Source organism: Pseudomonas sp. B424 (assembly GCF_055408345.1).
Genome location: NZ_JBUZTL010000001.1, coordinates 158,022 through 176,565, shown reverse-complemented (window position 1 = coordinate 176,565; position 18,544 = coordinate 158,022). Strand labels below are relative to the sequence as shown.

Below are 18,544 nucleotides of genomic sequence, written 5' to 3'. Positions count from 1 at the left end.
TACGTTTCGATTACGACAGGTGCAAAGGGCATATCGACACGGCAGGCGTGATGCAGTGCCATCATCGTGAGCAGGTTTTCAAGTAAACTCCGCAACCATGAATAGAACTCTCTATACCTTGCTGTTTCATCTGGGGCTGCCGCTGGTGGCGATTCGGTTATGGCTGCGGGCACGCAAGGCGCCGGCTTATGCCCAGCGCATTGGTGAACGCTTCGCCCTGAACCTGCCGGCCCTGCAGCCGGGTGGCATCTGGGTGCACGCGGTGTCGGTGGGCGAGAGTATTGCGGCCGCGCCGATGATTCGGGCACTGCTCAAGCGTTACCCGCAGTTGCCGATTACCGTGACCTGCATGACACCCACCGGTTCGCAGCGGATCCAGGCCCTGTTCGCCGATGAACCGCGCATTCAGCATTGCTACTTGCCGTATGACTTGCCGTGGGCCGCCGCGCGTTTTCTGAACCGTGTGCAGCCTAAACTGGCGATCATCATGGAAACCGAGCTGTGGCCCAACCACATCCACCAGTGCGCCAAGCGCGGTATCCCGGTGGCGTTGGCCAATGCGCGGTTGTCGGCCCGTTCTGCCAAAGGCTATGCGCGGTTTGCCGGGCTGACCCGGCCGATGCTTCAGGAGATGAGCCTGATTGCAGCCCAGACCGAAACCGAAGCCGACCGCTTCCGCCAGCTGGGCGCACGCCCTGAGTGCGTTGAGGTCACCGGCTCGATCAAGTTCGACCTGGCGATCGATCCGCAGCTGCTGATCAACGCCAGTGCGCTGCGTGAGCAATGGCAGGCGCTGGAGCGCCCGGTCTGGATTGGCGCCAGCACCCACGAAGGCGAAGACGAGGTAGTACTGGCAGCCCATCGTCAATTGCTGGGCAGTCATCCGGAAGCGCTGTTGATTCTGGTACCGCGCCACCCGGAGCGCTTCAATCAGGTATTTGAGTTATGCCAGCGCGAGGGGTTTGCCACGGTACGCCGCTCCAGCGGTGAGCCGGTCAGCGTCACTACGCAAGTGCTGCTGGGCGACACCATGGGTGAGCTGCTGTTTTTGTATGCCCTGGCGGACAGCGCCTTTGTCGGTGGCAGCCTGGTCCCTAACGGCGGGCACAATCTGCTGGAGCCGGCGGCTTTGGCCAAGCCGGTGCTGAGCGGGCCGCACCTGTTCAACTTCCTTGAAATCGCTGCTCTGTTGCGCGAAGCCGGAGCGTTGGTAGAGGTTGATGACGCTCAGGGTCTGGCCTTCGCGGTGCAGCGCCTGTTTGAGTTGCCCCGGGATGCGCAACAGATGGCCGAGGCGGGCCTGAAGGTGATGCACGCCAATCAGGGCGCCTTGCAACGCTTGCTGGATGGGCTGGGGCGCTTGATGTCGCGCTGACCCACCCGGCTTGCGCTTTTTGCGTTATCCGGCTCAGGGCACCAGTGGCAGGAACCAGCGCTCTGCCAGCGCTTTACCGATCTGGCCGCGGTGCACGTTAACAATGGCTTGACCGCTGTGCGCGTCAGCCAGCTGGGTGTAGTAGCTCTGTTTGCGCTGCGCTCTGGTTTTCAAGTGGGCGACCGTGAAGTCCTGCTTGGGCGTATTGGCCTCGTCATAGTGGAGGTGGGCATACCACAGCGGATACCCTTCGCTGTTGTTGACGGCGTACTCCTGAATGAAATCCCGGCGCTCGCCCTGTAGCTGCGTGCGTTTGCCAAGGCCCGCGACGTGCACGCGCTGTTGCTCAAGCAGATATTGCAGGTTGCCATGTGTCGGCGGTAATTCCAGGCTCAACTGAATCCGTAACGCCCGGCCTTCGCTGACCAGGTGTCGGGCGGCGCTTCGCATGTTGTCGACCAGGGTTTGATCGCCCGCCAGGCGTGAGGCAGGCGATTGGGCCTGCAGGGCGAAGTGCAGCTCGGTTGCCACCTTGTCGAGCTTTGTGGCTTCGTTGTTGAGCAGTTCTTCGACTTCTTCCGGGTGCCGGGAGAGTGTTTTGTACTGCCTGGCCTTGCGCAGGTTTTCTTCAACCCTGGCGAACAGTTTGCGTGCCTCCCCTTTGATGACGCTCAGTGCCCGTGCCGCGGGTGGCGGTGGCGGACGGTGTGTCTTGATTTCGACCCACTCTTCGCCGTGCTGTGAATAGGTCGAGAGCAGTTTGTTGTCGTAGGCGCTGCGTATTTCAATCACCTCGATCGGCCACTCGCCCCCGGCGGGCCTCAGATCGCCAATCAGCGGTCCTTTGCTTCGGGTATTGATCATCTTTTTTTGAGGTTTGCCGGCAGCCGAGGGTGTGCGCTTGCGCGAGCGTTTACGCGGTTTAAGCGAAGGTTTTATTTCGGCCGCCAGTTGCGTCACGACATCCTGGTAGAGCTCGCCCAGCAGTTGCCGGAGTTTGTTGAAGTAATCTATCTGCAGGTCGTCGGTTTTGAGCAGGCTGATACCTTGCAAGGCATCCAGGGCCTGGCCGTAATGCATCACCAGGCTGTCCAGTACCTCCAGGCGCTTGCTGGCGCTGAACTCGAAGTCATTGAGTTCGTTGTGGGTGCGCAGGTGTTCTTTGAGAGGGTCGATGGCCTCGTCCAGGCTCTCCTCAATGAAGGCGCTTGCCGTGACTTTTGAGCTGGCCAGTTTCAGGCAATCCAGCTGGAAGCTTTTAAGGGTCAGTTCGGAGTGTTCATTTTTGGACAAGATGAGGCTCAGATGGCTGGCGGTGGCGTTGCTGGCCTCGCTGAAGTTGTACAGCTGGTCCAGAAAGCTGTTTCTGAGTTCGAGTTGGTGGATGCTTTGCTCGTTGAGCGCGATCTGCTCCCTGGCGTACTGCATAAACACTTCAGGGGCTGCGTCACCGGCCTTGTCCAGCTCGGGGCCAGGGGTGGTGAATTGCGGCCATTTGAGCACGAGGGCTTTTTGCTCGTAGGCTAAATTTCTCAGGGCCTTGACCGTGTTGTCGAAGGACTTCTCTAGCAACGAGATCACCTCGTTTTCGTTAAAGGGGATGAGCAGGTCAATGCGCTCTTGCCTGCTGTCCAGCAGTTGCTGGTGGGCGTTCTGTTGCTTTTGCAGTGCGTTGTTGAGCCGTGCTCGCAGATTGGCCAGTTGCTCACCGGTAAAACGGGGGTCGCTATAGGCGCGTTGCAGGGCCGACTGGGTTATGTCCACCGCTTTGTGCAGCGGCTCCTCAACTTGGTAAAAGGTTTGCAGTTCGGCTTCCAGCTGGTTTTTGCGGGACGCTTTGTTTTGCAAATAGGCGGCCATGCGCCCGGACGGCATGCCTCCGAGCAAGCGCAATTGCGTGTTCAGCGCCCAGTTGCCGTGATTGTCCGACTTCAGGGCCGGGCCATGATGATTGCTGTCAGTGGCTGAGACGATGAACGCTGCGCGGTTGAGGTCCACCTCGGCGGGGTACAGGTTTTGCCCGATCAACACATGCCACTTCTGTTCCAGACGGTACATGCCCTTGTGCAAACCGCCGGGCTGGGCTGGCGGCAGCGCGTCAGGGCGCGGCACTTTAAAGCGCTCCAGTTCTTGGCGCTGGTATTGCGTGAGGTTATTGCGGGCGTCGACGAAGGCAAAATCCAGCACCGTGCTTTGCCCATCGGGAAATTCTCCGGCCAAGGCGACGGCGCCGATGATGATTTTTGGCGGCGTGGGCTCGGGCCACAGTTCAGCAATACGCACCGGGGCGAAGGGGCGCATGGCTTGTGCCTTTAGCCCTTTGAGCAGTTTTGGGAGTCGGGGTGCGGCGCTCAAGGCGTTATGAAATAGCAGCATGCCTACGTTGAGCAATACATCGGCCGCTGCCAGCTCCCGGGTGGCCGTGTCGGCGCTTTCGAGTGCGGGAATATCCTGGCTGACAGCACTGGTCAGGCCCAGTAATCCGCCCGTGAGCAGGAGCTGACGAGGCAACGCAGGCAGAAGCATCAAGCTGCTGAAAATCAGACTGCCGCCCTCCAGCAGTACAGCCCAACGACTTTCGCTGTTGGACACCGAGCGGGTATCCGCTTGTTCTACCAAAGCCCTGGCGTTGCAGCCGTAGAGAAACAGCATCAGACGACCGTTATGCAGATATTGCAGCAACTCGTCGCTGGTGCCGTTGGTTGCAAGCTGTGCAGGCCCCGGGGTTTCAATGGGGGCGTATTCACTGCCCTGGCCGAAACGCACGTAATGGGGCTCTTTGAAGCCCCCGTTGGCGTAGATCGGGCGGGTGATGTCGTTGAGCCAGGTGAGCACGCTGTCTTGCAGTTCACCCGGTTCAGCGATGGCGTCCAGCAGGGCACTGCGAGAGGGGAACTCAATCAGTGCCCGGGCATAAAACGGCCGGTACAGCAGGTGCGGGCCCTGCTCAACGTCGTGGGGTTCAATGATGAACATGTTGCTGACGGTATCCGGCAATGCCTCGGGTTTTCGTACCAGCGCCAGGCGCCGTATGACCACGGGCAAACCGTCAACGACCCGGCGAGCGGCACTGGCCTGCATCAATGCCGCCACATAACGCGCCCCGAGCGGGGTCACGCCGTTTTCTTTTTTGAGGCTGAGTTCCAGCGCCTCCAAAGGCAGTTGCACGCGGGTCTGTGCCGCGAACAGCTGTTCGCGTTCTTGCGCGGCGGGTGTCGTGCTCAACAGCAGGTTTTCAAGCCGCTCGGGGTAGGCTTTGCCTATATTGACCTGCTCGATCAGACCGTTGCGCCGGGTGATGTAGTCGGGTGTCAACCAGGGGGGCAGCGGCAAACCCAGGCGATGGCGCAGGGTTAACGAGCCTTTGGGACGGCCGGCCAGGTTGTTCAGGGCCAGTTCGGTCAGGCTCATGGTGACGGGCTCTACGATACCTGTGCTGCCCGGCAAACCTGCGACGGTGAGAAGGGTCAGTTCAATGTCATCAGGGTGGGGCGGCTTTTCGGGGGGCTGCCCGGGAGTGTCTTGTTCCAGGCTCTTTTGATCGAACTGCATTTGCTGGAGCAAGACGTCGGCGGCATAGGTGTGGATATCGCTAATGCCGTAGAGATAGGTGCGCCCTTTGCTGTTCTTTTTGGCATTGGACAGGGCCAGGCTGTAATGGCGGTAGATGGCCTGCTCGGCGGCTGACGCGTTATCCAGCCAGTCGGGTAGCTGTTTTTTGAGTGTTGCAAGGGCATGGGGGCTGGTGTGGGGGGCATCGCTGAAAAGATCGGCAGTGTCGGTGAGGTTCATATATACCCGCTGCAGCGCCTGCCAGCCGATGCGGGAGGGCAGTTTCAGCAGGCTGATACGCTCCAGTTGCTGGTGCAGAATCACCGCGGCACTGGCATCGAAAACATTGCCGTCAAGTTCAAAGCGCTTTATGCGGATTTCTTCAGTGGTGTACAGGCGGCTGATCCTTTTACCCCAGTTCGTGCTCATTGAGTCCAGGTTTCGAAATGAGCGGGTGCTGCCGTCGGGCCTGCACGCCAGCACTTGATCCGGGGTTGCCAAAACGATCCCGCCACTGAGCCTGGAACGGGTTGCGCCTGCAGTACGGAAGGTGACTTCAAGCCAATAGGCTTGCACGGCGTTGTCACCGTATTGGCTGGCTCGTTCTTCGCGGTAGGGCAGGCGGATGACCTGATAGAGCGCTTCGCGAGCTTTTTCAGTCAGGTCGGGCTGCCGGAATGCACCAATGCTCAGGGTGTCTCTGAGTACATCGCTGAGCCACTCCCAGCGGCTGATGCCGGTGCCCGAATCCTGGCCCCAAAAGTCGGTGAGTGAGTTTTGCAGGGCAATGGGCAGGCGCCAGCTCAGTTCCTTGGCCAATGTTTCGATGACCTTCATGTCCAGCGTGCCCTCGTCGGGCGCAAGCCATGCGGGCGCGTTATCGGTCAGGTAGTAGGGCTGAGTGTTGATCGGGCTCAGATCCAGCTCGGCGCCTCGGCCCAAATAGTCGAAAACCCGCGACATAAAGTGCTGTAGCTCCCAGCCGCCCTGAGGTTGCGGAACGGCGAGCTGAGTGCGCTCAAGGTCGACTGTCAGTGATGGATACCGTTGCGCAATGGCGGCTGCGAGTACCTGACGGGTGACGGACTCGAGTGAAGGAGCGTTGGCGAACTGTGCCCGTACGGCGTTTTCAGGGGGGACGAGCAGGGTGGTTGCAGGGGGGGGTGTTGGCGCTGAAGACATGGGTATTCCTTGAGTTCCAGGAGGTCACACGACCGATGGCGTATTAACCTCTGGAGCTCTCAAGGAACGGTGGTACTTGAATATGGCCCTGCTGGCGACTCAGGCTGCGAGCCGCGCCGTTTAGTTGCCCGGCGAGCGCAAATTGGCTGCAGCCGCCTGGGCCAGATCCGGTGGGAGGAAGTCTTTGTCCGGGTTGTAGTCGGCTTTGAGGTAACGCGACAGCGCCTCCAGATCGCCCGGGTTCAGAGTGCCCGCTGCCTGCTTGAGCCGCAGGTTGTCGAGGATGTAGTCATACCGGCTGTTGTTGTAGTCGCGCACCGAGGTGTACAGCTGGCGCTGGGCATCGAGTACGTCGACGATGTTGCGCGTGCCGACCTGATAGCCGATTTCGGTCGCTTCCAGAGCGCTCTGGTTAGAGATGATCGACTGTTTGCGTGCCTTCACCTGCTCGACATCGGTGTTGACCGCGCGGTGCAGGTTGCGGGTGTTTTCCACGACCTGACGGCGTAACTGCTCACGCTGTTGTTCGGTCTGGTCCAGGCGTGAGTACGACTCGCGCACTTGGGAACTGGTCAGCCCGCCGCTGTAGATCGGGATGTTGAGCTGTATGCCGATGCTGCGTTGCGACACGTCACCGCCATAGCGCTGGTTCAGGGCGTTGGGGTTGCTCAGGCCGAAGGCATCGTTATCGCCGGTTTTGTACTGCGCCACCGCATCCAGGGTGGGGGCATGGCCGGCCTTGCGCTGCTTGAGGGTTTCTTCAGCCGCGTCCACCGCGAAGTTACTGGCCAGCAAATTCAGGTTCTGCTGCGCGGCAGTGTCGACCCAGGCCTTGGCGTCGTTTGGCGTCGGCGGCAGAATCGGCAAGGTGTGGCGCATGCCTTCAATCGAGTTGTACTGGCGGTTGGTCAGGGTGATCAGCGCTTCAAATGCGTCCTCTACCTGACGCTGCGCCAGCAGCCGGTTGGCGCGGGCCGTGTCGTAGCTGGCCTGGGATTGCAGTACGTCGGTCTTGTCCGAGAGGCCCACGTCAAAGCGTTCGCGGGACTGATCCAGCTGGCGCTTGAACGCAGCTTCTTCAGCCTTGGTCGCGGCCAGGGTGTCCTGGGCGCGCAGCACCGAGAAATACGAGTTGGCGGATTGCAGGATCAGGTTTTGCTCGGTGGCCGAGAGTTGCAGGGCTGCCTGCTCGTTGACCGACTCGGCTGCTTTCAACTGGAACCAGCGATCAATGCGGAAAATCGGCTGGGCCAGGGTTGCCTGGTAAACCACTGCACTGCGGGTGGTGGTCAGTGCGGGCTGGTCAATGGCTGTGCGCACATTGCTCGACTCGGCGCCCCCCGACAGGTTGGGCAGCAAACCGGCGCGGGCCTGGGGCACGACTTCCTTGCGGGCCGCGTAATCGGCGCGGGCCGCGGCCAGGTCGGCGTTATTGTCGACAGCTTCGTTGTACACGCTGACCAGACCATTCTGGTTGGATAACGGGGCAGGGGTATCCAGAGCCATTGCGCTGGTCGCCCAAGACACGGCGATAGCCAGTGAGAGTTTGCGCAGCATGAGCGATCCCTAGTTCAAGAATGCGAAAAATAAAGGCCCGAGGCTCAGGTGCGGCGCTCGTGGTTTCAAGACGTAGCGAGTGTAGTAGTGGTGGCACCTTGCAACAATGCTCTTGTGGCACCTTTCATCACGCTACGTATTACGGGGTTGGCGTTCTGCCTCACTCTTCAATAGACTGGGCGCGTTCTTGTCGGGGTGCCTTGCTATGAGGCTGAGATCGAATAATTTCGGATCCCGTTGAACCTGATCAGGTTAACGCCTGCGTAGGGAACAAGATTTCTCGTCTCCCGGCGAGTCCTCTTGAGTGCCGTCCGGGATCGATTGGTCAAAAAATGATCAGTCGTTCGAGGTCGTCACTCAGCACCCAGTCCTTGGGTGCATCCGTACATTTTTCAGGTTCTCCCTCCGACAATCCGCCTGGATGCAGTCTGGAGAGCCGTGATGAGTACAAAACCAAAAAACGCGATCAACCTCAGTGATTCGGCCAAGGTCGATGAGCAATCGGTCAAGCCGTTTACCCGCTCGCAAAAAGTCTACGTACAGGGTTCGCGCCCTGACATTCTGGTGCCGATGCGTGAAGTCAGCCTGGATGTCACACCCACTGATTTTGGCGGCGAAGTGAACGCCCCGGTATTGATCTACGACACCTCCGGCCCGTATACCGACCCGTCCGTGCAGATTGACGTGCGCAAAGGCCTGGGCGACGTGCGTTCGGCGTGGATCGATGACCGTGGCGACACCGAGCGCTTGCCGGGCCTGAGCTCGAACTTCGGGCAACTGCGCCTGGACGACGCCGAGCTGACCAAGCTGCGTTTTGCCCACGTGAAGAATCCGCGTCGGGCCAAGGCCGGGGCCAACGTGACCCAGATGCACTATGCGCGTCAGGGCATCATCACCGCCGAGATGGAATACGTTGCCATCCGCGAGAACATGAAGCTGCAGGAAGCCCGTGCAGCCGGCCTGCTGGACCAGCAACACCCGGGCCACAGCTTCGGTGCCAGCATCCCGAAAGAAATCACCGCCGAATTCGTACGGGAAGAAGTCGCCCGCGGTCGCGCCATCATCCCGGCCAACATCAACCACGTGGAGCTGGAGCCGATGATCATCGGCCGCAACTTCCTGGTGAAGATCAACGGCAACATCGGCAACAGTGCGCTGGGCTCTTCGATTGAAGAAGAAGTGGCCAAGCTGACCTGGGGCATTCGCTGGGGGTCGGACACGGTCATGGACCTGTCCACCGGCAAGCATATCCACGAAACCCGTGAGTGGATCATCCGCAACTCGCCAGTACCGATCGGTACCGTGCCGATTTATCAGGCCCTGGAAAAGGTCAACGGTGCGGCCGAAGACCTGACCTGGGAGTTGTTCCGCGACACGCTGATCGAGCAGGCCGAGCAGGGCGTTGACTACTTCACCATCCACGCCGGTGTGTTGTTGCGCTACGTGCCGCTGACCGCGAAACGCGTGACCGGGATAGTGTCCCGCGGTGGCTCGATTATGGCCAAGTGGTGCCTGGCGCATCACAAAGAGAACTTCCTCTACACCCACTTCGACGAAATCTGCGAAATCATGAAGGCCTACGACGTCAGCTTCTCGCTGGGTGACGGCTTGCGTCCGGGTTCGATTGCCGACGCCAACGATGCTGCTCAGTTCGGTGAGCTGGAAACCCTTGGCGAGCTGACCAAGATCGCGTGGAAGCACGACGTGCAATGCATGATCGAAGGCCCGGGCCACGTGCCGATGCAGTTGATCAAAGAGAACATGGACAAGCAGCTGGAATGCTGCGACGAGGCGCCGTTCTACACCCTCGGCCCGCTGACCACCGACATTGCGCCGGGTTATGACCACATCACTTCGGGCATCGGTGCGGCGATGATCGGCTGGTTCGGTTGCGCGATGCTCTGCTACGTGACACCCAAGGAACACCTGGGGTTGCCGAACAAGGATGACGTCAAGACCGGGATCATCACCTACAAAATCGCGGCCCACGCCGCCGACCTGGCCAAGGGGCATCCGGGGGCGCAAATCCGCGATAACGCGTTGAGCAAGGCGCGGTTCGAGTTCCGTTGGGAAGACCAGTTCAACCTTGGCCTGGACCCGGATACCGCCCGCTCGTACCACGACGAAACCTTGCCCAAGGACTCGGCCAAGGTCGCGCATTTCTGCTCCATGTGCGGGCCGAAATTCTGCTCGATGAAGATCACCCAGGAAGTGCGGATCTACGCCGCCAACCAGCGCATAGAAGCGGTCGACGTTGAGGTTGCCAAAGGCCTGGCCGAACAGGCCGAGCGCTTCAAGCAGGAAGGCAGCCAGCTGTACAAAAAAGTGTGATGTAAGCAGTTCCCTTGTGGGAGCGGGCTTGCTCGCGATTGGGCCAAGACGGTTTCACTGAAGAACCGCGTCGTCGGCATCGCGAGCAAGCCCGATCCCACAGGGGGTTGGGCAACTTTATCTTCGTGGGATTCATTCCTTGAACACACCCGGCACTTACTCCCCCAACCTTGCTGTCCCTCTGAACCGACGTGCGTTCGGCGGTCGTGATCTGTTTTCCCTGTGGTTCTCCCTCGGCATTGGCCTGATGGTGTTGCAGACCGGCGCATTGCTTGCGCCGGGGCTGGGGCTGACAGGCGCGTTGCTGGCAATCTTTCTTGGCACGCTGGTGGGCGTGTCGCTGCTGGCTTCGGTCGGCGTGATCGGCAGCGACACCGGCATGTCATCGATGGCCGCGCTCAAGCTCAGCCTCGGTAGCCGGGGGGCAATGCTCCCGGCCATGCTCAACGTGTTGCAGCTGATTGGCTGGGGCTCGTTCGAAATTATCGTGATGCGCGATGCCGCCAGCCTGCTCGGCGCCCGCGCGTTCAGCGAAGGCAGCCTGTTGACCAGCCCCATGCTGTGGACGCTGTTCTTCGGTGCTCTGGCCACTTTGCTCGCGGTCAGCGGGCCGTTGACCTTCGTGCGCAAGGTGCTGCGCAAGTGGGGCATCTGGTTGCTGTTGGCCGCGTGTATCTGGCTGACCTGGAACCTGTTCGCCAAGGCTGACCTGCCCGCGCTGTGGGCACAAAAAGGTGATGGATCACTGCCGTTTGCCGTGGGCTTTGACATTGCTATCGCCATGCCGCTGTCGTGGCTGCCACTGATTGCCGACTATTCGCGTTTCGGCAAACGTGCAAAGAGCGTGTTTGGCGGTACGGCGTTGGGCTTCTTTATTGGCAACTTCTGGCTGATGAGCCTGGGCGTGGCCTACACCCTGGCGTTCGCGCCGAGCGGTGAAGTTAACGCGCTGCTTCTGGCGCTGGCGGGTGCGGGGCTGGGGATACCGCTGTTGCTGATCTTGCTGGACGAGTCCGAAAATGCCTTCGCCGATATCCACTCGGCGGCAGTATCTGGCGGGGTCCTGCTGCACTTGAAGGTCGAACATCTGGCCTTGGCCATTGGCGTGATCTGCACCCTGATTGCCTGCTTCGCACCGCTGGCGCAGTACCAGAACTTTCTGTTGCTGATTGGCTCAGTGTTCGCGCCGCTGTTCGGCGTGGTGCTGGTGGACCACTTCATCCTGCGCAAACGCAGTGCCCAGGCAACGCCTGCCCGGTTGCGCCGGCCGGCGTTGCTGGCCTGGCTGGGCGGGGTGGTGACGTATCACCTGCTGGCCAGCTTTTACCCGGATGTGGGGGCTACCTTGCCGGCGTTGTTGCTGGCGGGGGTGTTGCAGTGGGTGTTGGGGCGCTCAAAACCTGTTGCATGATCTTGTGGGAGCGAGCAGGCCCGCTCCCACAGGAGATGGGGTGATTACCCGCGACCCGGAATCCACTCAGGCTTCAAAATCCCTTTCAGGCGTGAGTAAGGGATTTTGAGCTCAACATGACCTTCGGAGTACGGTGCAATGCTGTACACGTCATATTTGAGCACCACGTTGTCCTTGAGCAGCGCGACGTTCGGGGTTTTCTCGAACGGCCAGTTTTTTACGAACTCCGGGTCGCTGCCATAGTGGCTGCTGATCAACCAGTTGTTGTGGGCCACTTTGGCGGCGCCCCAGAAGGCTTGCTCCTGGCCTGGCAACAGCATGTCCTGCAAGGTCACTTCTTTGTGTTCCTTGCGTGAGTAGTTGATAAAGCCACGCCCCGGCATGCCGTGCGCGCCGCCGGTGTCCAGAAAGCTGGACAGTTCGACGATCACCAGATCGTCATGCTGCTCGCGTACCTTGGCCTGCAAGTACGTGCTGTTACGGCTGTCAGCGGTGCGCAGGAACTGCTCGCGGTACGCGTTGAGCGATGGTGCCATTACCTCCTCGGGGGAGTTGACGGTCATTTTCAGCAGGCGATGTTCAATCAGCGCGTCGAGCTTGGGCTCGTCGGCAAAGTGCAGGGTGTCGATATTCACCAGGGGGCACTCCAGGCCGGTGCAACCTGCCTTGACCTGCTCGGAGGCGTCGTTGGTAAATGCCAGCGGCTTGGGTGCCGAGGGTTGAAACATGCTTTGGCAAGCGCCCAGGGTCAGGGCGATACAAGTCATGGAGGCAAACTTTAAAAGCGACATGGTCGTCCTTCATTATCGACAGAAAGTGGAGAATCGTGGCGGTTCGACTGCCAGCACAGGCATCGGTTCGCCACTAAGCTTACGTAGGACCAATTAGAGTTGTTTTGAAGGCGATCCGTCTATCCCCGTGTCAGAAAAGAGGCTGCAACCGGAGTGGCAGGCGCGTTAGGATGCCCGATGCCGTGGGCCAGCCCCCGGTGAAATTCGCCAGCAAGGGGTTTGCAATGACTGACATCACCAAGGCCACGCCTAGCGCCGTCGAGATCGTAAAGCGTGAGAACGGTTATCAGGGTTTTTACAAACTGGACCGCGTGCACCTGCGCCATGAACTCTTTGCCGGTGGCATGAGCCGTGAGATCAGTCGCGAAGTGTTTGTGCGTCATGACGCGGTCTGCGTGCTGCCCTATGACCCGCAACGCGATGAAGTGGTATTGATTGAGCAGTTTCGGGTAGGTGCACTGGGCAAGACCGAAACGCCGTGGTTGATCGAGCTGGTGGCCGGGCTGATCGACAAGGCCGAAGTACCTGAAGAAGTCGCCCACCGTGAAGGTGAAGAAGAGGCCGGGCTGACGTTCTCGTCACTGTGGCCGATCACCCGTTATTTCCCGTCGCCGGGCGGCAGCACCGAGTTTGTTCACTTGTATCTGGGGCGTTGCAGTACTGTGGGTGTGGGTGGCTTGCACGGCCTGGATGAAGAGGCAGAAGATATCCGTGTAACGGTCTGGGCGTATGAAGATGCGCTGCAAGCAGTACGCGATGGGCGTATTTCCAATGCAGCGAGCATCATCGCCCTGCAATGGCTGGCGCTTAATCGCGCTGAAGTGAGGGGGTTATGGTCGTAAACGGGGTGCGCGATCGTTATCGAGTCGATCTGATCGGATTGCAGGCTGCCTGCGAGGCCAACTATGCACGCCTGATGCGCTTGTTGCCCGAGATGCGCAAGCAACCCGGCCCGCGCCGTATTGCTGTGACCCAGGGTGACCAAATGCTGGGCGTGCTGACCCTTGAGGTGATCCTCGACTGCCCGTACACCAGCACTCTGCGCATACGTCAGGAGCACAGCCTGCCGTGGTTGCCGGTGCCTGAGTTACAGGTGCAGGTGTATCACGATGCGCGCATGGCCGAGGTGGTCGCTGCCGAGCATGCCCGGCGTTTTCGCAGCATTTACCCGTACCCCAACACCGCCATGCATCAGCCCGACGAAAAAGCCCAGCTCAATGTGTTTTTGGGCGAATGGCTCAGCCATTGCCTGGCCTGCGGGCACGAATACGCAGAAGTGCGCTGAAACCCGGGCAGGCCCGCTCCCACAACAGCCGTACCCGGTGGCATAATCGCGCCATTCACTGACCCTCCTCGGGAGCGCCGCCTTGCCGAATGTATCCACGCTGACCACCGAAGACCCGGTGCTGCTGGTGCAGCTGTCTGACAGCCATTTGTTTGCTGGCGCAGATGGCTCGCTGCTGGGGCTCAATACCGCGCAAAGCCTGCAGCAAGTGATTGATCGGGTGCGCTCCGAGCAACCGCAGATCGACCTGTTGCTGGCCACCGGGGATTTGACCCAGGACGGTAGCGTCGAGGCCTATCAGCGCTTTCGCGCCCTGAGCAGCCAGCTGTCTGCGCCTGCCCGGTGGATCCCCGGCAATCACGATGAAGTGCTGAACATGCGCGAAGCCGCGGTCCAGAGCCGTCTGCTGGAGCCGGTGGTCGATATAGGCAACTGGCGCATCACGCTGCTCAACTCGGCGGTGCCCCATTCCACCCCCGGCTATCTGGAAGACGACCAGCTGCAACTGCTGGCGCAATCCTTGAGCGAAGCCCCCGATCGCCATCATCTGGTGTGCCTGCATCATCATCCGGTGTCGGTGGGTTGCCAGTGGCTGGAGCCGATTGGCTTGCGCAACGCCAAGGAGTTCTGGGCGGTGCTGGACCGTTATCCACAGGCCCGGGCGGTGCTCTGGGGGCATGTTCATCAGGCGTTCGATCAGCAGCGCAATGGCGTCAGGCTGCTGGCATCGCCTTCTACCTGCATCCAGTTCGCTGTCGGCAGCCAGGACTTCCAGGTCAGCAGCGAAGCGCCAGGGTATCGCTGGTTGCGCCTGCAGCCTGATGGCACGTTACAAACCGGTGTGTCGCGCCTGGCTGATTTCACGTTCGAGCCGGATTACAGTGCCAACAATTACTGAAATATCTTGAAGCGAGTCATTGCCCTTGAGTCAGGCTAAACTGCGCGTCTTTATTGGTGCTGTGTTCAGCTTAATGTGTCTTCGGGGGTCATCGCATGTCGGGTTCCATCTTGTATATCCACGGGTTCAACAGTGCCCCCGAGTCCAAGAAGGCCACACAGTTGACGTCGGTGATGCAGCGCATGGGCCTTGGCGATCAGCTGCGGGTGCCGGCCTTGCACCATCATCCACGTGAGGCCATTGCCCAGTTGCAGGCCGCAATCAGTGAGCTGGACGGCCCATTGCTGGTCGGCAGCTCGCTCGGCGGCTACTATGCGACCTGGTTGGCCGAGCAACACGGCCTCAAGGCCTTGCTGGTCAACCCGGCCGTCAGCCCGCACCGGATGTTCGACGGTTATCTGGGCACGCAAACCAACCACTACAGCGGCCTGACCTGGGAGCTGACCCACGATCATGTTCACGCCCTGGCCGAGCTTGAAGTGCCAGCGCCCCAAGACCCGCAGCGTTATCAAGTGTGGTTGCAAACAGGGGATGAAACCCTGGACTACCGCTACGCTGAAAAGTACTACGCAGCCTGTACTTTGCGTGTTCAGGCGGGCGGTGATCACAGTTACCAAGGTTTCGCCCAGCAACTGCCTGCTCTGCTGGATTTTGCCGGGATTGGCGCCGAACAGTTTCAAACCATCGACTTTGCGGCCCTTTAAGGCGCCCGTCGGATGGCCCTTATTTTTCATTTACGACTAACGACGAGACCCTATGGCCACTCCCAGCGCTAGCTCTTATAACGCCGACGCCATCGAAGTCCTCTCGGGCCTCGACCCGGTGCGCAAACGCCCCGGCATGTACACCGACACCAGCCGGCCCAACCACCTGGCCCAGGAAGTCATCGACAACAGCGTCGACGAAGCCCTGGCCGGTCACGCCAAATCGGTGCAAGTGATTCTGCACGCCGATCACTCGCTGGAAGTCAGTGATGACGGGCGCGGCATGCCGGTGGACATTCACCCTGAAGAGGGCGTGCCGGGTGTCGAGCTGATCCTCACCAAGCTCCACGCGGGCGGCAAGTTCTCGAACAAGAACTACCAGTTCTCCGGCGGCCTTCACGGCGTGGGTATTTCGGTGGTCAACGCGCTCTCGACGCTGGTAAGGGTCAAGGTCAAGCGCGACGGCAATGAGTACCAGATGACCTTCGCCGATGGCTATAAAGCCACCGATCTGGAAATCATCGGTACGGTCGGCAAGCGCAACACCGGCACCAGCGTGTATTTCGCACCGGACCCCAAGTACTTCGATTCGCCAAAATTCTCGGTCAGCCGCCTCAAGCACGTACTCAAGGCCAAGGCCGTACTGTGCCCGGGGCTGCTGGTCAGCTTTGAAGACAAAAGCACCGGCGAGAAAGTCGAGTGGCATTACGAAGACGGCCTGCGTTCGTACCTGGTCGATGCGGTCAGCGAGTTTGAACGCCTGCCCGACGAGCCCTTCTGCGGCAGCCTGGCCGGCAACAAGGAGGCCATCGACTGGGCCTTGCTGTGGCTGCCCGAGGGCGGCGACAGTGTTCAGGAAAGCTACGTCAACCTGATCCCCACGGCCCAGGGCGGTACCCACGTCAACGGTCTGCGTCAGGGCCTGCTCGATGCGATGCGCGAGTTCTGCGAATTCCGCAGCCTCCTGCCGCGCGGTGTGAAGCTGGCGCCTGAAGACGTGTGGGAACGCATTGCCTTCGTGCTGTCGATGAAAATGCAGGAGCCGCAGTTCTCGGGCCAGACCAAAGAACGTCTGTCTTCCCGTGAAGCGGCCGCGTTCGTCTCGGGTGTGATCAAGGACTCCTTCAGCCTGTGGCTCAATGCCAACCCCGAGCTGGGTATGCAACTGGCTGAACTGGCGATCAACAACGCCGGGCGCCGCCTCAAGGCCAGCAAAAAGGTTGAACGCAAGCGCATCACCCAGGGCCCGGCCTTGCCGGGCAAACTGGCCGACTGTGCCGGGCAGGACCCGATGCGCTCCGAACTGTTCCTGGTGGAAGGTGACTCCGCCGGCGGCTCGGCCAAGCAGGCGCGGGACAAGGAGTTCCAGGCGATCCTGCCGTTGCGCGGCAAGATCCTCAACACCTGGGAAGTCGACGGCAGCGAAGTGCTGGCCAGTCAGGAAGTGCATAACATCGCCGTGGCCATCGGTGTCGATCCGGGCGCAGCCGATATCAGTCAGCTGCGCTACGGCAAGATCTGCATCCTCGCCGACGCCGACTCCGACGGCTTGCACATCGCCACCTTGCTGTGCGCCTTGTTCGTGCAGCACTTCCGCCCGCTGGTGGATGCCGGTCATGTGTACGTGGCCATGCCGCCGCTGTACCGGATCGACCTGGGCAAAGAGATTTTCTACGCCCTGGACGAAGCCGAGCGGGACGGCATCCTGGACCGGCTGGTAGCCGAGAAAAAACGCGGCAAGCCGCAGGTCACACGATTCAAGGGGCTGGGTGAGATGAACCCGCCACAGTTGCGTGAAACCACGATGGACCCAAACACCCGTCGTCTGGTGCAGCTGACACTTGAAGACTACGCCGCCACCTCGGAAATGATGGACATGCTGCTGGCCAAAAAACGCGCCGGCGACCGCAAGTCATGGCTTGAATCCAAAGGCAACCTGGCGCAGGTGCTGACCTGATGCGCAGTGCCTTGATGGGGTTGCTGTGGCTGGGTGCGACACCGGTAATGGCCAGTACATGGCCAGAACTTGCGTTGCAGTCAGAGCACCCCGTGGAAGGCATGCGCGGCGGCAACCTGTCCGGGTTGGCGCTGTGTCAGGGCGAGATGTGGGCGGTATCCGATCGTGATGACGATCAGATTTACCGCCTGGATCAGCGCTCTGCCCAGTGGCAGGCCGAGGCTCTGAGCATCGATGTACCTCCAGCGCCTGAAAGCGGCTTGCCGTGGGGCCTGCGCATGATGGGTAAGGCCATCAGCCCGTTGCGTGGCGGTGATCTGGATTTCGAAGGCATCACCTGCGATGACGCGGGCAACCGCTATGTGGTCAGCGAGGCCCATGCGGCGGTGCTGCAAATTCCACATATGGGTGCGCCGGTGTGGCTGAAAATCGATCCGGCACTGGTACGTCAGGCACGTGCCAGCGGCATGTTGCTGCACTTTAATGCGTTGTTTGAAGGCATCGCCGTCAACCCGCAGGGCAACCAGATCTGGCTGGCAGCAGAGCGTGAGCGTCGCGGCTTGCTGACCATCCGCAAAAAACAGAGTGTGTGGGACTGCGAAAGCGGTTGCGTGCTGATGAGTGAAGGCGGGCTTGAGCAACCGCCGCCCCAGCTCAAGGTCAAGGCACAGCAAAAGGACTTCGCCGACCTGACCCTGTTCGAGGGCAAGCTGTTTACCCTTGAGCGCATGGCCTATCGTATTTGCCGTCGTACGCCGGGCACCGGTGAAGTCGAGCGCTGCTGGTCATTTGCCAGCGATGCCTTGACCGATGCGCGGCGCTACAACACCGGCTATGGCAATGCCGAGGCGTTGAGCCTGGACGCAAAAGGGGCGTGGATCGGTGTCGATAATGGCAGTCATGCGCGCGCCGATGGCGAGAAACGCCCCGTCGTCTGGCGCTTTACTGCCCCGCAAGGTGGCTGGAGCGCCAGGTCATGAGCCAGGCAGCGCCGGGCAAAGGTGTGGGCCGCGTGTTCATGATCGTGGCCTGGTGCGCAGGTCTGTACCTGGCCGCCCAGTTTTTTGGACGTTGGGAAGAGCGTCAGGCAAACCCCAACAGCGAAATCACCTCGCAACAGGGCGAGGGTTACATCGAAGTCAAACTGCTCGGTAACGTGCAGGGTCACTTCGTCGCCAGTGGCCGGATCAACAACGTGCCAGTGGAATTTTTACTCGATACCGGCGCCACCGATGTGGCGGTGCCGATGGACCTGGCCAGGCAACTGGCGCTGCCCAAGGGCGAGGCTGTAACCCTGAACACTGCCAATGGGCGGGCCTTGGGCTATCGCACCCGGATCGACCGCCTGCAACTGGGCGCCATTGTGCTGCGCGACGTGCGTGCCGTGGCCGCTCCCGGGCTTGAAGGCGAGCAAGTGCTGCTGGGCATGAGCGCTTTGAACAAACTTGAATTTACCCAGCGCGGCGGCACCATGCTGCTGCGCCAGACAACGAACTGAATG

General features: G+C 60.5%; 13 protein-coding genes and 1 riboswitch. Of the genes, 10 read left to right on the top strand and 3 right to left on the bottom strand.

Features of this window, described 5'->3' with window-relative positions; all coding sequences use genetic code 11:
• Positions 1-97: 97 nt before the first annotated feature.
• Positions 98-1,375 (top strand): lipid IV(A) 3-deoxy-D-manno-octulosonic acid transferase, encoded by a 1,278-nt coding sequence (gene waaA / locus ACZRMS_RS00690; RefSeq protein WP_463993678.1) that lies wholly within the window; start codon positions 98-100, stop codon positions 1,373-1,375.
• A gap of 33 nt (positions 1,376-1,408) precedes the next feature.
• Here waaA and ACZRMS_RS00685 read toward each other — a convergent pair whose 3' ends face one another.
• Complete coding sequence (locus ACZRMS_RS00685; protein ID WP_463993677.1) at positions 1,409-6,109, bottom strand: dermonecrotic toxin domain-containing protein; 4,701 nt, start codon at positions 6,107-6,109, stop codon at positions 1,409-1,411.
• 120 nt (positions 6,110-6,229) lie between these two features.
• Complete coding sequence (locus ACZRMS_RS00680; protein WP_463993676.1) at positions 6,230-7,666, bottom strand: TolC family outer membrane protein; 1,437 nt, start codon at positions 7,664-7,666, stop codon at positions 6,230-6,232.
• 181 nt (positions 7,667-7,847) lie between these two features.
• Positions 7,848-7,953, top strand: a riboswitch (TPP riboswitch).
• Between the two features lie 154 nt (positions 7,954-8,107).
• Between ACZRMS_RS00680 and thiC the strand changes: the two genes are divergently transcribed.
• Together thiC and cytX are read left to right on the top strand one after the other, a co-directional pair.
• Entirely contained in the window at positions 8,108-9,997 is a 1,890-nt protein-coding gene (thiC, locus tag ACZRMS_RS00675; protein WP_463993675.1) for a phosphomethylpyrimidine synthase ThiC, read from the top strand.
• 139 nt (positions 9,998-10,136) lie between these two features.
• Positions 10,137-11,408 (top strand): putative hydroxymethylpyrimidine transporter CytX, encoded by a 1,272-nt coding sequence (gene cytX / locus ACZRMS_RS00670; protein WP_463993674.1) that lies wholly within the window; start codon positions 10,137-10,139, stop codon positions 11,406-11,408.
• A gap of 44 nt (positions 11,409-11,452) precedes the next feature.
• Here cytX and ACZRMS_RS00665 read toward each other — a convergent pair whose 3' ends face one another.
• Positions 11,453-12,199: an RsiV family protein gene (locus ACZRMS_RS00665; protein ID WP_463993673.1), complete on the bottom strand. Its 747-nt coding sequence runs from the start codon at positions 12,197-12,199 to the stop codon at positions 11,453-11,455.
• Between the two features lie 224 nt (positions 12,200-12,423).
• Here ACZRMS_RS00665 and ACZRMS_RS00660 point away from each other — a divergent pair, with 224 nt between their 5' ends.
• From ACZRMS_RS00660 to ACZRMS_RS00630, 7 genes are all read left to right on the top strand, one after another.
• Positions 12,424-13,041: an NUDIX domain-containing protein gene (locus ACZRMS_RS00660; RefSeq protein ID WP_048360633.1), complete on the top strand. Its 618-nt coding sequence runs from the start codon at positions 12,424-12,426 to the stop codon at positions 13,039-13,041.
• On the top strand, positions 13,032-13,484 hold the full coding sequence (locus ACZRMS_RS00655) for a DUF1249 domain-containing protein (RefSeq protein WP_463993672.1): 453 nt from the start codon (positions 13,032-13,034) through the stop codon (positions 13,482-13,484). Before ACZRMS_RS00660 ends, ACZRMS_RS00655 begins: the two co-directional genes overlap by 10 nt.
• Before the next feature lie 82 nt (positions 13,485-13,566).
• Positions 13,567-14,382, top strand: a complete 816-nt coding sequence (gene cpdA / locus ACZRMS_RS00650) for a 3',5'-cyclic-AMP phosphodiesterase (RefSeq protein ID WP_463993671.1) — start codon at positions 13,567-13,569, stop codon at positions 14,380-14,382.
• 95 nt (positions 14,383-14,477) lie between these two features.
• Positions 14,478-15,086 (top strand): YqiA/YcfP family alpha/beta fold hydrolase, encoded by a 609-nt coding sequence (locus ACZRMS_RS00645; protein WP_463993670.1) that lies wholly within the window; start codon positions 14,478-14,480, stop codon positions 15,084-15,086.
• Between the two features lie 52 nt (positions 15,087-15,138).
• Entirely contained in the window at positions 15,139-17,043 is a 1,905-nt protein-coding gene (gene parE / locus ACZRMS_RS00640) for a DNA topoisomerase IV subunit B (RefSeq protein WP_463993669.1), read from the top strand.
• Complete coding sequence (locus ACZRMS_RS00635) at positions 17,043-18,023, top strand: esterase-like activity of phytase family protein (protein ID WP_463993668.1); 981 nt, start codon at positions 17,043-17,045, stop codon at positions 18,021-18,023. The genes parE and ACZRMS_RS00635 overlap by 1 nt, the downstream gene beginning before the upstream one ends.
• The gene (locus ACZRMS_RS00630) at positions 18,020-18,541 is read left to right on the top strand and encodes a retropepsin-like aspartic protease family protein (RefSeq protein ID WP_463993667.1); all 522 of its coding nucleotides are present in this window, start codon (positions 18,020-18,022) and stop codon (positions 18,539-18,541) included. Before ACZRMS_RS00635 ends, ACZRMS_RS00630 begins: the two co-directional genes overlap by 4 nt.
• Positions 18,542-18,544 lie beyond the last annotated feature (3 nt).

Coding starts and splice junctions, on each gene's coding strand:
- waaA (WP_463993678.1), top strand. CDS start 98: ATGAATAGAACTCTCTATACCTTGCTGTTTCATCTGGGGCTGCCGCTG.
- ACZRMS_RS00685 (WP_463993677.1), bottom strand. CDS start 6,109: ATGTCTTCAGCGCCAACACCCCCCCCTGCAACCACCCTGCTCGTCCCC.
- ACZRMS_RS00680 (WP_463993676.1), bottom strand. CDS start 7,666: ATGCTGCGCAAACTCTCACTGGCTATCGCCGTGTCTTGGGCGACCAGC.
- thiC (WP_463993675.1), top strand. CDS start 8,108: ATGAGTACAAAACCAAAAAACGCGATCAACCTCAGTGATTCGGCCAAG.
- ACZRMS_RS00665 (WP_463993673.1), bottom strand. CDS start 12,199: ATGTCGCTTTTAAAGTTTGCCTCCATGACTTGTATCGCCCTGACCCTG.
- ACZRMS_RS00660 (WP_048360633.1), top strand. CDS start 12,424: ATGACTGACATCACCAAGGCCACGCCTAGCGCCGTCGAGATCGTAAAG.
- ACZRMS_RS00655 (WP_463993672.1), top strand. CDS start 13,032: ATGGTCGTAAACGGGGTGCGCGATCGTTATCGAGTCGATCTGATCGGA.
- ACZRMS_RS00645 (WP_463993670.1), top strand. CDS start 14,478: ATGTCGGGTTCCATCTTGTATATCCACGGGTTCAACAGTGCCCCCGAG.
- parE (WP_463993669.1), top strand. CDS start 15,139: ATGGCCACTCCCAGCGCTAGCTCTTATAACGCCGACGCCATCGAAGTC.
- ACZRMS_RS00635 (WP_463993668.1), top strand. CDS start 17,043: ATGCGCAGTGCCTTGATGGGGTTGCTGTGGCTGGGTGCGACACCGGTA.
- ACZRMS_RS00630 (WP_463993667.1), top strand. CDS start 18,020: ATGAGCCAGGCAGCGCCGGGCAAAGGTGTGGGCCGCGTGTTCATGATC.